13 protein-coding genes are annotated in these 14,858 nt (G+C 69.3%); 4 read left to right on the top strand and 9 right to left on the bottom strand.

Annotation, left to right across the window (positions count from 1 at the left end; all coding sequences use genetic code 11):
- Positions 1–13: 13 nt before the first annotated feature.
- Positions 14–1,639, top strand: a complete 1,626-nt coding sequence (locus ACFWCK_RS05920; RefSeq protein ID WP_378804990.1) for a LuxR C-terminal-related transcriptional regulator — start codon at positions 14–16, stop codon at positions 1,637–1,639.
- Positions 1,640–1,769: 130 nt separating this feature from the next.
- Here ACFWCK_RS05920 and ACFWCK_RS05915 read toward each other — a convergent pair whose 3' ends face one another.
- From ACFWCK_RS05915 to purL, 7 genes are all read right to left on the bottom strand, one after another.
- On the bottom strand, positions 1,770–2,120 hold the full coding sequence (locus tag ACFWCK_RS05915; protein ID WP_378804989.1) for a TraR/DksA family transcriptional regulator: 351 nt from the start codon (positions 2,118–2,120) through the stop codon (positions 1,770–1,772).
- Between the two features lie 44 nt (positions 2,121–2,164).
- The gene (locus ACFWCK_RS05910; protein WP_378804988.1) at positions 2,165–3,766 is read right to left on the bottom strand and encodes an amidohydrolase; all 1,602 of its coding nucleotides are present in this window, start codon (positions 3,764–3,766) and stop codon (positions 2,165–2,167) included.
- 2 nt (positions 3,767–3,768) lie between these two features.
- Positions 3,769–5,142: an APC family permease gene (locus ACFWCK_RS05905; protein WP_378804987.1), complete on the bottom strand. Its 1,374-nt coding sequence runs from the start codon at positions 5,140–5,142 to the stop codon at positions 3,769–3,771.
- A 138-nt stretch (positions 5,143–5,280) separates the two neighbouring features.
- On the bottom strand, positions 5,281–6,300 hold the full coding sequence (locus ACFWCK_RS05900) for a LacI family DNA-binding transcriptional regulator (protein ID WP_378804986.1): 1,020 nt from the start codon (positions 6,298–6,300) through the stop codon (positions 5,281–5,283).
- A gap of 75 nt (positions 6,301–6,375) precedes the next feature.
- Positions 6,376–6,699 carry a cupin domain-containing protein gene (locus tag ACFWCK_RS05895; RefSeq protein WP_378804985.1) on the bottom strand — a complete coding sequence of 108 codons (324 nt, stop codon included), beginning with the start codon at positions 6,697–6,699 and terminating at the stop codon, positions 6,376–6,378.
- Positions 6,700–6,832: 133 nt separating this feature from the next.
- Entirely contained in the window at positions 6,833–6,979 is a 147-nt protein-coding gene (locus tag ACFWCK_RS05890) for a hypothetical protein (RefSeq protein ID WP_233311659.1), read from the bottom strand.
- 18 nt (positions 6,980–6,997) lie between these two features.
- Positions 6,998–9,325: a phosphoribosylformylglycinamidine synthase subunit PurL gene (gene purL / locus ACFWCK_RS05885; protein ID WP_378804984.1), complete on the bottom strand. Its 2,328-nt coding sequence runs from the start codon at positions 9,323–9,325 to the stop codon at positions 6,998–7,000.
- A gap of 302 nt (positions 9,326–9,627) precedes the next feature.
- Here purL and ACFWCK_RS05880 point away from each other — a divergent pair, with 302 nt between their 5' ends.
- Positions 9,628–11,229, top strand: coding sequence for an APC family permease (locus ACFWCK_RS05880; RefSeq protein WP_378804983.1), 1,602 nt, complete (start codon positions 9,628–9,630; stop codon positions 11,227–11,229).
- Positions 11,230–11,417: 188 nt separating this feature from the next.
- Here the strand turns inward: ACFWCK_RS05880 and ACFWCK_RS05875 are convergent, their stop codons facing one another.
- Together ACFWCK_RS05875 and ACFWCK_RS05870 are read right to left on the bottom strand one after the other, a co-directional pair.
- Positions 11,418–11,726 (bottom strand): hypothetical protein, encoded by a 309-nt coding sequence (locus tag ACFWCK_RS05875; protein WP_233311656.1) that lies wholly within the window; start codon positions 11,724–11,726, stop codon positions 11,418–11,420.
- Positions 11,727–12,226: 500 nt separating this feature from the next.
- The gene (locus tag ACFWCK_RS05870) at positions 12,227–13,222 is read right to left on the bottom strand and encodes an SDR family NAD(P)-dependent oxidoreductase (RefSeq protein ID WP_378804982.1); all 996 of its coding nucleotides are present in this window, start codon (positions 13,220–13,222) and stop codon (positions 12,227–12,229) included.
- Positions 13,223–13,344: 122 nt separating this feature from the next.
- On the opposite strand from ACFWCK_RS05870, the gene ACFWCK_RS05865 reads away from it, so the two are divergent.
- Positions 13,345–13,929, top strand: coding sequence for a TetR/AcrR family transcriptional regulator (locus ACFWCK_RS05865; RefSeq protein ID WP_378804981.1), 585 nt, complete (start codon positions 13,345–13,347; stop codon positions 13,927–13,929).
- Positions 13,930–14,260: 331 nt separating this feature from the next.
- Positions 14,261–14,818, top strand: coding sequence for a hypothetical protein (locus tag ACFWCK_RS05860; RefSeq protein ID WP_378804980.1), 558 nt, complete (start codon positions 14,261–14,263; stop codon positions 14,816–14,818).
- Positions 14,819–14,858: the final 40 nt, after the last annotated feature.

The raw sequence follows: 14,858 nt of genomic DNA, 5'->3' as shown, positions 1-14,858 counted from the left end.
CAGAATATCGGACATGGAGAGCACGCCGGCTCTGGGAGACGGACAGACGAGCGACGCACGCGGCAGAGAAGGCTCTTTCCGGAATCCTCCCGAGCTGGCTGTTCCGGCGACCGTGCAGGAGATCTCGGACGCCGTCGCGATCGAGGACTACGACGTCGTCATGGATCTGCTCCGCGCCGAGTGGTTCGCGCTGATCGCCGCCCATTCGGACGAGCTCCGCGAACTTCTCCGTGATCTGCCGCCGGCCGATCTCCAGAGCCGTCCGCTTCTCGGATTCGTCTACGGCCTGTCGTTCTTCGGCCTCCCGCACCACCGTCTCCGTTCCGCCCGCATCCTCCTCTCCGTCCTGCGGGTGGCGCACGGCAGGAAGCACGAACTCCCCGCGATCGATCGTGCTCTCATCCGAGCCAGCGAGGCGGTTGCGTATCGCCTCCTCGGCCGTACTCGTCTCGGGATCCGCTCCGCGCGAGCGGCCGTGCGCGCGCTCGATGGCCTGAGCGACGACCAGCGCGCGGAGGTCGGCGACATCCCACGGATCTACAGCCAGATCGGGACGTCGTTCTACTACGCGGGAAACGTCGAGGAGGCGCTCGGAACGCTGGCGAAGGGCTATGCCGAAGCGGCGCCGGAACACCCGCACAACGGGTTCGGGAACATCTCGATGCTGGCCGGCATCCACGCCCTACGCGGCGACATGGGCTCGGCCGCCCGATACGCCGAGCTCGCGCGCGACGACCACTGGACGGATGTCCAGAGATCGATGTACTCGGGCACCTTCTACCGCCTGGCTGAAGCGTTGATCGCCCTCGAACGATTCGACACCGCCACGGCGCGCGAGCATCTGGCGAGCATGGTCCACGACCGCGACACGATCGAGTTCTGGGTCGAGATCGCGATCGTCGAGGCCTGGACGGAGCTCGTCGACGGGCGACCGGGGGAAGCGATCGCCCGACTCGACGCGTTGGTCGCGAGGCGCGGCGCCGAGGGACGATCCGTCGATGCGCGGCGTCGGCTCGCCGGTATCCGCGGCGTGATCCATCTCGCCCTCGGCGACCCCCACGCCGCCTCGGTCGCCCTCCGCCGCGATCTGGGCCTCGGCGCCGACGCGCACGTGCAGCGCGCGCGTGTGGCTCTGGTCCTCGGGCGCATCGACACGGTTCTCAGCGAATCCCGGCGCGCCGTCGTCGCAGGGCTCTCCGCCCGCTCGGAAGCGGAGCGGCTGACCATCGAACTGGCTGCTCTTCTCCGCGCCGCGCCGTCGACCAGGACCGCGGGGCTCGCGCGCCAGCTCGCCGCCGTCCTGGAGCACAGCGGTCAACGTCTGGCACTCGTGCTGATCCCGTCCTCCGACCTGGAACGGGTCAGACGGGCGCTCGCAGACGTCGGTCGCGACGACATCGCTCAGAACATTCCGGCGCGGTCTCTCCTGCTCCACTGGGAGGACGAGGCGAGCCTGACCGAGCGGGAAGCCGTCGTGCTCGGCGAGCTCGTGCACACGTCATCGATCAAAGCCGTGGCGTCGGCCCTCTTCGTCTCGTCGAACACCGTCAAGTCCCAGGTCCGAAGCATCTACCGCAAGCTCGGAGTGACCAACAGGGAAGATGCGATCGCCGTCGCGCGAGGTCGCGGCCTGCTGTGAGACCGCGATCCCGACAACTCAGCCCACAGGGCGGCAGAACGAGCTGGATCCGTCATAGCGCGAGCACCAGCACTCGGGATCGCGACCTCACCTCCGACGATGGAGGCGGTCGCCGGTTCGTCGCGCGCCCTCAACGTCCGAGACGCTCGGCGCAGGCGACGCAGTGCTCGGCGAACGGGCGCACCTCGAGACGACCGGCGGGGATCGGCCGGCCGCACGAGGCGCAGATGCCGTAGGTGCCGGCGTCCAGGCGGGCGAGTGCATCGTCGACCTGCTGCAGCTTCGCGGCCGCGGCATCGGCGAGCCCGTGGAGGCGGGACCACTCGGACGACAGCGTCACGCCCTCCGGGTCGTGCTCGTCATCGTCGTTCGAGCCCTCCCGGTCGCGCAGGAGTTCCCGGAGCGCGGCGTCGGTCTCAGCGACCTGGGTCGCTGCCGCGGCGCGGAGCTCCTCGAGCAGCGCGCGGGGATCGGGAGCCATGCGGCTCACTCTAGGCCCGCCGTGTTCGGTCGGGCCGGCGGTGCTCACGGCCCGACGGTGGGCTTCCCGTCGACGAGGGTGAGCAGCACGCGAGCCCCGAGGAGCTCTTCGGGCGAGGCCGCCAGCGGATCGCGATCGACCACGACGAGATCCGCGGGCGCACCGGGGACGAGTCGTCCTCCGTCCGACGCGACCGCGCGATGCGCATGCGACGTGTACCCCTCGAGCGCCTCGACGGCGGTGAGCGCCTGTTCCGGGCCGACGGGCGCGGAGCCGGCCATGGCGACGGATCGACGCCCCTGGGCGTCCGCCAGGATCTCCCACGGGTCGAACGCCGCGACCGGCCAGTCCGACCCGAGGGCGAGCACCGCACCGCTGCGGCGCACGTCGGCGGTGCGCCAGGCGCGTGCGGCGCGCTCGGTGCCGAGGCGTCGCGACCAGTCGTCGGAGCCGTCTCTGCGCACATGGTGCGTGCAGTGCGTCGGCTGCATGCTCGCAACGATGCCGTTCGCGCCGATCATCGCGATGACGTCGTCTTCGACCGATTCGATGTGCTCGATGCGGTGCGGCACGCCGCCCTTCGGCAGAGCCGCGAGCGTCTCCGCGACGAAGCGGATCCCCTGCTCGCCGATCGCGTGCGTCGCGGTGGGCACACCGGCGTCGTCGAACTGTCGCACCCGCTCCGCGTAGTCCTCGGCGGGCGTCCACGTCGAGGACAGACCCTCGCCCTCGGCGTCGGGACGCGAAAGCCAGGCGGTGCCGCCCTCGACGGTGCCGTCGATGAAGAACTTCACGCCTTCGACCCTGTACCGCCGGCCGCCGCGCCCCTGCATTCCGACGAGCGCGGCGACCTCTGCGTCCGTCGTCTCGGGCGTAACCCAGGGAGAGATCCGCAGCCGCACGGGCAGGTCGCCGGACGCCTCGATCGCAGCGAGCAGGTCGAGCGCGTCGTCGTCCTGCAGGTCCATGACGTGCGCCGCCGTGATGCCGACCGCGGCCATGTCGGACAGCAGGCGATGGAGCTGCGCGACCCGGTCGTCGAATCCCAGGACGGGCAGGGTCCGCTCGACGATCTCCATGGTCGGGAACTCGATCAGGTGCCCGGTGAGGCGGCCGTCCTCGTCGCCGACCGCCCCGGATCCGTCCGGATGCGTCACCGGAGCATCGATTCCCGCGCGGGCCAGGGCAGATGCCGAGGCGATGCCCGAATGCGCGTCGAACATCTTGATGTAGGCCGGGCGGTCGCTCCCGAGCACCTCGTGCAGCGCGGCGTTGCCGATCGGGCGTCCTTCGAACGCGGTCGGATCGAGGCCCCAGGCGAGGAACCACTCGTCGCCGGCCTGCTCGTCGCGCCCTCGCTCGAGGGCCGCGACGAGCTCGGCATAGGTGTGCACGCCCGTCAACGACAGCCCGCGGACGATCCCGAGGCTGTAGATCGGGTGGCTGTGCGCGTCGACGAGGCCGGGGATGATCGTCGCGCTCGCGTGGGTGATGAGCTCCGTGGCCGCTTCCGCGAGCGGGAGGATCTCGGCTCTGGGCCCGACGGCGGTGATGCGCCCGTCGGTGATCGCGACGGCGTCCGCCCCCTCTGCGGTCTCCGGTGCGAGCGAGTGCACGCGTGCTGCGATGACGATCGTGTCGACCAATGTCACTCCTTCAGATCGAGGGTCGGGGTGGGGCGGCGGAAGAACCGCGTGACGATGAGGAGCAGCACGAAGCCGATCGCCAGCCAGGACAGGCCGACGACGAAGGTCATGCCGGAGAGGTTCGTCCACAGCCAGACCGTGAGCGCGAAGCCGATGCCGGGCAGGATGAGGTTGCGAACCGCGTTCCATCCGCTGCGCTCGCCGCGATCGACGAAGTAGTGCTTGATCGTCGCCAGGTTCACGCAGGAGAACGCGATGAGGGCGCCGAAGCTGATCATGTTCGACACAGTGAGCAGATCGGCGAACAGTGCGTAGAGCGAGACGACCGAGACGATGAGGATCGGGATCACCGGGGTGCCGAAGCGCTTGTTCAGGTGGCCGAAGACGGCGCGGGGAAGCACCCCGTCGCGACCCATCGCGAACAGGATGCGGGCCACGGAGGCCTGCGAGGTGAGGGCGGATCCGATGCTGCCGGCGATGAAGCCCGCGATGAACAGGGTGGACAGCCACTGCTGACCGAGCGAGGCGACCACCTCGATGCTCGCGGTGTCGGCGGAGGTGAAGCGGTTCGACGGGTAGGCGATCTGGGCGACGTAGGTGAGCAGGATGAACAGCAGCCCCGCGGCGATGGTGACGATCATGATGGCCCTGGGCACCGTGCGCCGGGAGTCCTTCGCCTCCTCGGCGAGGGTCGAGACCGAGTCGAAGCCGAGGAAGGACAGGCACAGGATCGCCGCGCCCTGGAACAGGGGAAGGACGCTGCCGACGGTACCGTCTCCGGTGAACGGCGTGAGCGGGTCGACACCGTGACCGGATGCCGCGCCGACGGAGAGCGCGATGAACGCGACGATGAACACGGCCTGCACGGCGATGATCACGAAGTTCGCGCGGGCGACGGACACGATTCCGACGATGTTGAGCACGGTCACGATCGCGATGGCGGCGACGATCCAGACCCAGGTGGGCACCCCGGGGAAGCTGCTGCCCATGTAGAGGCCGATGATGAGGTAGTTGATCATCGGCAGGAACAGGTAGTCGAGCAGCAGCGCCCAGCCGGCGAGGAAGCCGAGGGCGCCGCCGAACGACTGCTGGGTGTAGACGTAGGCGGATCCGGAGTACGGATAGGCGACCGACATCCGCGCGTACGACCGCGCCGTGAACACCATCGCGACGAGCGTGATGATGTAGGTCGCGGCGACGCGTCCGCCGGTGAGCTGGGTGACGATCCCGTACGTGGTGAACGCCGTCAACGGCACCATGTAGACGAGGCCGAACAGGACGAGCGAGGGCACTCCGAGCACCCGTTTGAAGCGGCCCTCCGTGACTTGAGCCGTGAGCTCGGTCGGTGAGGCCAGGGTTTCGTCGGGCGTTGACATAGGGGCTCCTGAAGAGCGACACGACATCGCCGTCGGCCGCAGAGGTCAGTGGATCAAGGTGCTAGAAGAGTAGCAATATCGATAAAGCAAAACAAGGGGATCTTCGGGAATCAGGCCCGGCGGACCTGTCGGCGCCTGTCAGGCGGACCCGCGGGTGGAGTCGCGGTAGTGCACGGTGATCGGCACGACATCGCGGCGCGGCGCGGCTTCGGCGGCGCCGTCGGAGTCGAGCACGTCGAGGGCGGCGAGGGCGCAGCGCCGTCCGAACTCGCGGGGGTGCAGGTCGATCGCGGTGATGGAGGGCCGGGTGAGGGAGAGCACCTCGGTGTCGACCAGGGCAGCGACGAGCAGGTCCTCGCCGACCGTCCGGCCGAGCTGCTGCGCGCTGGTGACGACGCTGAGCACGGTGCCGTCGGAGACTGTCACGATCGCGTCGACCGGATCCTCGTCGTCCGCCGCGACGAGCTGAGAGACGGCCGCGTGGATGACCTCCGGCGGGGCGGGGTGCTCGAGCTCGGTGATGCGGGGACGGATGCCGTGGTCGGCGCACCAGTCCACGAAGGCATCGCGCACCGTGAGGGCCCAGTAGCCGCGCAGCTCGGGGAAGAGCATCGCCGGACGGCGCATGCCGCGTTCGAGGAGGTGATCCATGAGCTCGCGCACCGCGGGCGCGTGCTCGCTGGTGACCCAGGCGCGGGGCTCCGGGAGGCCGTCGGGCGTCGGCTCGCCGGTGATCACGGGCAGGCGCCCGGCGAGCAGCGTGTGCACTGCAGGGTCGTTGAGATCGGGGTCGAGCAGGATCACCGCATCGGCGACGAGCTGATCGGCGCGGTCGGCGTTCTGCTCGGTGGGCAGCATGATGACCGTCATGCCGGCGCGGTTCGCCTCCTCGACGATGCCGAAGGTCGCCTCCATGTAGTACGACATCGTGGTGCTGTCCGGCGGCAGGCGCAACGCGAGCATTCCGGTCCGCGACCCCTTGAGGTGGCGGGCGACGGTGTTGGGCCGGTAGCCGAGCTCGTCGGCGACCTCGTGCACACGGCGGCGCATGTCCTCCGACACGCGGCCGCGCCCCGTGATCGCGAACGACGCCGTCGAACGGGAGACACCGAGGCGATCGGCGATGTCCTGCAGTGTCACCGCACGCTCGGGTCGCATGCTCTCGAACCTACCCCGTGCGGGAGGAGCGGCTGTCCCGCCCCCGCCTCCGCAGGCGCCGAACCGCCGGATCCGCTACTCGAGCCACTCCGTGACGAAGCGGTCGTTGGCGTGCACGTGCGTGGCCTCATAGGTGCCGCCGTCGAGCACTTCGAAGCGGTGCGCGACCAGCGCGGGAACGACGAGGATCTGCCCGCCCCCGCCGACGACCTGCTCATCGCCGACGGTGAACAGTGCGCGGCCGCGGTGGATGACGAACGTCTCGACATAGGGGTGCCGGTGCAGTCGCGGGCCGGATCCGGGGGTCGAGGCGTATTCGCGGATGATGCTCACCGGGGATCCGATGAGATACCCTTCGACGCTCGCGTCGAGGGCGACGTCGATGGGCTGGGTGGTCATGGCGCCTCCGTTCCCTGCCCGAGGGTACGCCGCAGGGCGACCGAGGTGAACCCCGGCACCCTGCAGAACCAGCCGAGCCTCGTTGCAGAACTGCGCGCGAGGCGGTCCCCGAGGGGTTGCGCGGCCGCCGGTGTCAGCCCAGCAGCACCGCGAGCACGGTGGAGCCGCCGCCCACCAGGATGAGAGCGACGATCACCACCCATGCCGTGATGCGGATCCGGCGCTGCCGCCGGTCGCTGTAGATCGAGAGGTCCTCGGTCTCCTCGGGGGTGCTGTTCATGAGCGTCCTCCCGGGCCCTCAGGCCCCGACGGGCTCCGCGACGGTCGGGCCGAACGCCGCCGGCAGGGTCGCCTGGGCGGTCGCGCGCAGCTCGTCGACGGAGACGGTGAAGACGTCCTGCACCTCGAGCTGCGGGGCGCTGTCGGTCACGCCGATGCGGAGCACGGGGTAGCCGCGGCCTTCGCACAGACCCTGGAACTTCACGTCGTCCTCTCGGGGCACCGTCACGATCACGCGGCCGGCCGACTCGGAGAACAGCGCCGTCGCGGCGTCCACGCCGTCGCGCTCCATGAGCTCGGTCAGCCACACGCGGGCGCCCACGCCGAAGCGCATGACGCCCTCGGCGAGGGCCTGGCCGAGGCCGCCCTCGCTCAGGTCGTGCGCCGAGGAGATCAGCCACTCGTCGCGCGCGGCGGCGATCAGGCCGGCCAGGCGCTTCTCGCCGGCGAGGTCGACCTTGGGCGGCAGGCCGCCGAGGTGGTCGTGGATGACGTCGGCCCAGGCGGATCCGGAAAGCTCGGTCGCGGTGGTGCCGAGCAGGTAGATGTTCTGGCCCTCGTCCTGCCAGCCCGAGGGGATCCGGCGGGAGACGTCGTCGATGATGCCGAGCACGCCGACCAGCGGGGTCGGGTGGATCGGCACGTCGCCGGTCTGGTTGTAGAAGGAGACGTTGCCGCCCGTGACCGGGGTGCCGAGCTCGAAGCAGCCGTCGGCGAGGCCGTCGACCGTCTGGCCGAACTGCCACATGACCTCGGGGTTCTCCGGGGATCCGAAGTTCAGGCAGTCGGTGATCGCCGTGGGCTCCGCGCCGGTGACGGCGACGTTGCGGTACGCCTCGGCGAGGGCGAGCTGCGCGCCCGCGTACGGGTCGAGCTGGCTGTAGCGGCCGTTCGCGTCGGTCGCGATCGAGAAGCCGAGGCCCGACTCCTCATCGACGCGGATCATGCCGGCGTCGTCGGGGAAGGCGAGGGCGGTGTTGCCGAGCACGTAGTAGTCGTACTGGTTGGTGATCCAGCGGGTGTCGGCGAGGTTCGGGCTCTCCAGCAGCGCCAGGAACTGCTGCTTGAGGGCCTCGGGGTCGTTGTCGCGGGGGAGCAGCTCCGCGGCGTCCGCCTGCAGGGCGTCGATCCAGGTGGGGTACGCGACCGGGCGGTCGTAGACCGGGCCGTCGACGGCGACGGTGGACGGATCCAAGTCGACGATGCGCTCGCCCTGCCAGTCGATGATGAGGCGGCCGTCGCCGGTGACCTCGCCGAGGACCGAGGTCTCGACGTCCCACTTCTTCACAACGGTGAGGAAGGCGTCGAGCTTCTCGGGCGCGACGATCGCCATCATGCGCTCCTGCGACTCCGACATGAGGATCTCCTCAGCGGTCAGGGTGGGGTCGCGCAGCAGCACGTTGTCGAGCGACACGTGCATGCCGCTGTTGCCGTTGGCGGCCAGCTCGCTCGTGGCGCAGGAGATGCCGGCGGCACCGAGGTCCTGGATCGCCTCGACGAGCTCGTCGCGGTAGAGCTCGAGGCAGCACTCGATGAGCACCTTCTCGGCGAACGGGTCGCCGACCTGCACCGCGGGGCGCTTGGTCGGGCCGGTCGAGTCGAAGGAGTCGGAGGCCAGGATCGACGCGCCGCCGATGCCGTCGCCGCCGGTGCGGGCGCCGAAGAGCACGACCTTGTTGCCGACGCCGGTGGCGTTCGCGAGCTTGAGGTCCTCGTGGCGCAGCACGCCCACCGCGAGCGCGTTCACGAGCGGGTTGGCCTGGTAGACGGCGTCGAACACCGTCTCGCCGCCGATGTTCGGAAGTCCCAGGCAGTTGCCGTAGAAGCTGATGCCGGCGGTGACGCCGTGCACGACGCGGGCCGTGTCGGGGTCGTCGATCGCGCCGAAGCGCAGCGCGTCCATCACGGCGACCGGGCGGGCGCCCATCGAGATGATGTCGCGGACGATGCCGCCGACGCCGGTCGCGGCGCCCTGGAACGGCTCGATGAACGAGGGGTGGTTGTGCGACTCGGCCTTGAACGTGACGGCCCAGCCCTCGCCGACGTCGATGACGCCCGCGTTCTGGCCCATGCCCACCATGAGGCGCTTCTTCATCTCGTCCGAGACCTTCTGGCCGAACCGGCGCAGGTAGTTCTTGGAGGACTTGTAGGAGCAGTGCTCGCTCCACATCACCGAGTACATCGCCAGCTCGCCCGACGTGGGGCGGCGGCCGAGGATCTCGCGGATCCGCGCGTACTCGTCGTCCTTGAGGCCGAGCGCCGCGTACGGCTGCTCCTTCTCCGGCGTCGCTTCTGCGTTCGCGACCGAGTCGGGGACGTGGTCGGTGGGGGTGTTCGGAGAGGTCACGCGGGCTCCTGGAGCGAGGGGAGGCGGGGCAGGGTCCAGTCTACCGGCGGTCGACGGCCCGGATCCGCGCCTGGTTCCGAGGCGCTGTCGTCACGATCAGCACACGTCGTCACGATCAGCACACGGATCCGGCCGGAAGGTGTGGTGATCGTCGCATGGTGTGCAGATCGTCACCTGATCGGTGCATCCCCGCCTGCGCCGTTTTCAGCCCACCCATAGAATCGACGGTGGGGCGCAGCGTTGCCGGACACCGTGTCGCCATCGGGGCGACCGTGCGACGGAGCGCAGGAAGCAGGACTCGCATGAGTGTGAAGTACGACCAGGGCGTGCCGGATCCGGCCACGCGGACCCTCGACTCCGTCACGGGCATCAGCAAGAAGGGTCTGCCGACCGGCACCGTGGGCGTGCTGGGCGCCCTGGTGATCGGGATCTCGACCTGTGCGCCGGCGTACACGCTGACCGCCGCGGTGGGACCCGCCGCGAGCGAGGTCGGCTACCAGACCCCCGCGATCTTCCTCATGGGCTTCATCCCGATGCTGCTCGTGGCGCTCGGCTACCGCGCGCTGAACTCGGCGATGCCCGACTCGGGCACGTCGTTCACCTGGGCCACCCGCGCCTTCGGACCGTGGATCGGGTGGATGGCCGGCTGGGGCCTGATCGCGGCGACCGTGCTGGTGCTGTCGAACCTCGCCGGCATCGCCGTCGAGTTCCTGTTCCAGTCGATCAGCATCGTCGTCGGCGACCCGTCGATCGCGGACCTCGCCGCGAACAAGTTCATCAACATCGCGGTGTGCCTGGCGTTCATGGCGCTCGCGACGCTGATCTCCTACCGCGGCATGACCTCGACGAAGATCTTCCAGTACATCACCGTGATCTTCCAGATGGCGGTCATGGTGTGGTTCGTGGTCGCGATGTTCGTCGGCGCGGGGAATCCGGCCAACACCCAGGCGAAGATGCCCGAGCTGAGCTGGTTCAACCCGTTCGAGGTGTCGAGCTTCAGCGCGTTCGCCGCCGGCATCGCGGTGTCGATCTTCGTGTACTGGGGCTGGGACACGGTGCTCACCATGGGTGAGGAGACCAAGCCGTCGAAGGGACGCCTCTCGACCGAGAGCAAGGCCGCGATGATCCTCGTGGCGATCCTGGTCGTGCTCTACGCCGGCACGGCGACCGCCACCGTCGCGTTCGCCGGTCTCGGCGACGGCCCGACCGGGCTGGGCAATCCCGACATCATCGAGAACGTGTTCGCGGCGCTCGCGCACCCGGTCATGGGACCGGCCGCGATCCTGCTCTCGCTCGCGATCCTGGTCAGCGCGATGGCGTCGATCAACTCGACGGCGATCTCGCCCGCGCGCACCCTGCTCGCGATGTCGCACTATGGGGCGCTGCCCGCGTCGCTGAAGAAGGTGCACCCGAAGTACAAGTCGCCGCACGTGGCGCTGCTGCTCTCGTCGATCGTCGCCTCCGTGTTCTACGCCGTCATGCGCTTCATCAGCGAGGACGTGCTGTGGGACACGATCACGGCCCTCGGCATGATGGTGTGCTTCTACTACGGCGTCACGGCGCTCGCGAGCCCCTGGTACTTCCGCAAGGCGGCGATCCGCGAGGGCTTCGGCTCGATCATGATGAAGATCGTGCTGCCCGGCCTCGGCGGGATCCTGCTGCTGATCGTGTTCGTCAAGACGACCATCGACGCGATGGATCCGAACGCCGGATCCGGCAGCAACATCGGTGGGGTCGGCTTGGTCGGCATCATCGGCGTCACCGTGCTGGGTCTCGGCGTGATCCTCATGTTCGTCCAGGCGAGGGTCGCCCCCGACTTCTTCCGCGGTAAGCGCCTCACGCGTACCGACGCCACGAACGACACCTCGGCACTGCAGGTCTTCGACGACGGTCTCGGCAGCTGACGGTCGCCGACTCGTTCCCGAGTGACGATCAGCACACGTTGTCACGATCAGCACGCGGATCCGGCTGAATCGTGTGCCGATCGTCACACGGTGTGCCGATCGTGACGTCGCTTCGGTCGCCCTGACGGCGACACCCACACCCGCGCCCGCGGATCGGCGATCGCACAGCGCTCCCGGATCCTCGCGCGTCAGAGGTCGAGCGTGGCCTCGTCGGGGAGCAGGATCCCTCCGGAGGTGTTGGCGGAGTTCGCGTAGGCCTGGACGCGTCGCGGGTCGATCTCGGGCGGCGTCGGGTCGGTGAACTCGAACCGCAGCGGGATGGAGGGGTGCAGCCAGATCGTGGAGCGCCCGAGGGGCTGGTCGCCTTCGTGGCGCCAGGACAGGGTGAAGCTCTCGTTGCGGCGGAGCTTCGTCGCGATCACGATCTTCAGGTGGGCGAGGGCGACGTCTTCGATCTCGATCGGGTGCTCGGAGCCGCCGTAGTAGAGGATTGCCATGCTCCGGACGCTACGCCTTTCGATCGGATCCTGCGGGTGACGCGGAACACCTGCGTGGATCCGCTCGTCATCGGCGGCGAGGATCCGGGCCGGTTGCTGTCCGGCCCGGATCCTCGGGGTTCCGCGGCTTGGCGGGGTCCTGAAGCCCAGGAGCCCGCATGTGCCGGGAACCTTCCTCCTGCGTCCATCTCCCGGTGACGAGCACGACCGTAGCGGCGTTCTGTCGCGGCGCGGAGGGGGTTGACCGGTTGCGGCGTTCGGGCTACGACGTCGAGCGAAGGGTGATCGCGGCTGGGAGCGCGCCGACATCCGTGTGCGAGAATCCAAGCCCGCCGCCCATCTCGGGCCGCATCGCTGGGGAGGAACCGTGGGGATCACCGCAGGAGCACTCGTCGCCGTCTTCGTCGCGTTGTTCGTCGTGCTGGTGGTGCGCCGCCGGAAGTAGTCGTCTCGGTGCCTGACCGCCCTCGGGCTCCTGCCCGCCGCAGGCGAGTGCCGCGCTACTGCACCGACCACCCGCCGTCGGAGGCGAGGATCGCGCCGTTGATGTTCACGGCGTCGTCCGAGAGCAGGAACGTGATCGAGGCGGCGAGATGCTCGGCGGTCGCGACAGTGGGGATCGCCTGCTGGAATGGCGCGAGCCGGCCGGATCCGTATTCGGACATGTGCGGAGGCATCGGGATCCCGGTCGCGACGCCGCCGGGTGCGACGGAGTTCACGCGGATCCCCTTGGGGCCGTACATGAAGGCCGCCGACTTGGTGACGCCGATGATGCCGTGCTTGCTGGCGGTGTAGGCGTTGCCCGACGCGTTGCCGCGCAGGCCCGCCTCGCTCGACACGTTGAGGATGGATCCGCGTCCGGCCGCCTCCATGAGCGGCAGCACCGCACGCATGAGCTTGAACGGCGCGGTGAGGTTGATCGCGATCACGCGGTCCCAGACGGCGTCGGGCGTCTCGCCGGCGGGGGAGAAGTCGTCGTTGATGCCGGCGACGTTGGCGAGGCCATCGATGCGGTCACCCGCTGCGGCGACGACACGGTCGATCGCGTCCTGCTGGGTCAGGTCGCCGGCCACGGTCACGATGCCGGGCAGTTCCGTGCTCAGGGCGTCGAGCTTGTCCGCGGCGATGTCGCAGGCGATGACGCGGCCACCCTCACGCGCGATGCGGGAGGCCGTGGCCCTGCCGATGCCCGAGGCGGCGCCAGTGACGATCACGGTCTTGCCGGCGAAGCGGCCGGGGGTCGTCTGCTCGGTCCAGCCGCTCGGAGCGACGTCCTCGAGGAGCTCGCCGCCGTTCGCCGCGCGGACGAGGTCGTCGACCACGGACTGCGGCATGGCGCCCTGGCTCATCACGACGAGCTGCTGCAGGGGCAGTCCGAGCACAGGGGTGAGCGAGTCGGCGCTCGCTCCGGACTGCGCCAGCAGCCCGCGGATCAGGTCGCCGCCGGTCGGGTCGGCCAGCCAGTCGCCGATGGAGGAATTCGCGGTCAGGGCCATGGGTGTCTCCTTCGTTCGCTCGTGGATCCGATCCGTCGCGCCGCTCCCCTTCTGGGTCGCGATCGAGTTTCGCAACGGTGCGTCCACTTATTGCTGAGCGTACACCTCGCTACTCTCGAAGGGTGCCCCGTCCGCGCAGTGAGAACGCCCGCCAGTCGGTGCTGGCCGCGATGCGAGGCGCGCTCGCCGCAGACGGCTACGCCGCCGTGACCATCGAGGGCCTCGCCACCGAGGCCGGCGTCTCGAAGCAGACGATCTACCGCTGGTGGCCGTCGAAGGCGGCGATCCTCGGCGAGGCACTGCTCGCGGGGGCGCTTCCGGGAGCCGACGTCGCGCTACCTTTCTCCGGCGATCTGGCAGCGGATCTGCGGGCCTGGTTCGCAACAGCGGGGGAGCACCTGTCCCGCGCGGAGAACGTCGAGCTCGCCCGTGCGCTCATCGCGGTGACCGCCACGGATCCGGCGCTGGGCGAGGCCCTGAACCACCGTTTCGCGGATCCGATCGTGTCGTGGATCGTCGCCCGCATCGCCCGCGCCCAGGAGGACGGTTCGGTGCGCGCCGACGCGGATCCGACCGCCGTCGCGGACCAGTTCGTCGCGGCGTCGTCGTATGCGGCGCTGCTCGGCCGGCCCCTCACGGCGGAACGCGTCGACGGGCTCGTGGACCTCGTGATGCAGGGGATCGCGGCGCCGCCCCGAGGTCGTTGACCGAGCGACGGAACGTAGCGCCGGGCCCACCCCGGCGGTCCGGTGCTGGCTGGCCTTTTGGGGGCTTCCCCCCACCCCTTTGGGTCGGATGTGAGGTGCCGTGCCGGTCGGTTAGCGGATGCCCGTGATGAAGTCCTGCCGGATGGTGCCGTAGGTGTTCGTCATGGCGTGGTCGATGGTGGCCTGGTCGATGTCGACCTTTGGGGTCGTTGAGCGAGCGAAGCGAGACGAAACGCGGCACGCTGCCCGGAGGTGTGCCTGTGGATAACTCCCCCGGCGGCGCTCCGGATCCGGTTACGGTGTGGGAGTGAAACCTCGACGCAGTGCTCTCATGGCAACGGCCGGTCGTGCCGGCCGCCTCATGGAGCCGCTGCGAGCGGGCATCGCCGTGGTGCTCGTCGCCGCCGCAGTAGGTCTGGTCGGCTGCACCCCCGGCCCTGGTCCCAAGCCCACCCCGACCCCGCTGTTCACGAGCGAGGCGGAGGCATTCAAGGCCGCGGAACAGGTGTACCGGGACTATGTGGATGCAGCGAATGCAAACCGAAACGGCATCGAGACGCCAGACTCGGCAAAGTTCTTGATTGGTGGCGCGCTGGAGTCGTCAATAGATTCCGCGCGGGAGCTTCATAAACAGGGCCTTACATTGTCAGGAGACATCAAGCTCATTTGGTTCTCAGGCGTTGGGTATGACTCCGCCTCTTCGAAGGTGGAAGCAAACGCCTGCGTGGATGTCTCTGGCACTCGCGTCAAAGACTCGAGCGGCTCGGATGTTACACCGGCAAGCCGGCCGCTGACGGTTCCGTTGAACCTGCAGTTCGATCGTTCTGCGGATGGGATGCTCGCTGTCTCCAGCTCAATGTCAGGGAAGTCTCAATGCGAAGCGCGGTAGGACGAAAGGCGCCGGGCGTTCTCGTGGCGGTCATTTTGTC

This window comes from Microbacterium sp. NPDC060117, from assembly GCF_042729315.1.
Lineage (GTDB): Bacteria > Actinomycetota > Actinomycetes > Actinomycetales > Microbacteriaceae > Microbacterium.
This window is presented reverse-complemented; position numbering and strand designations above follow the sequence as displayed.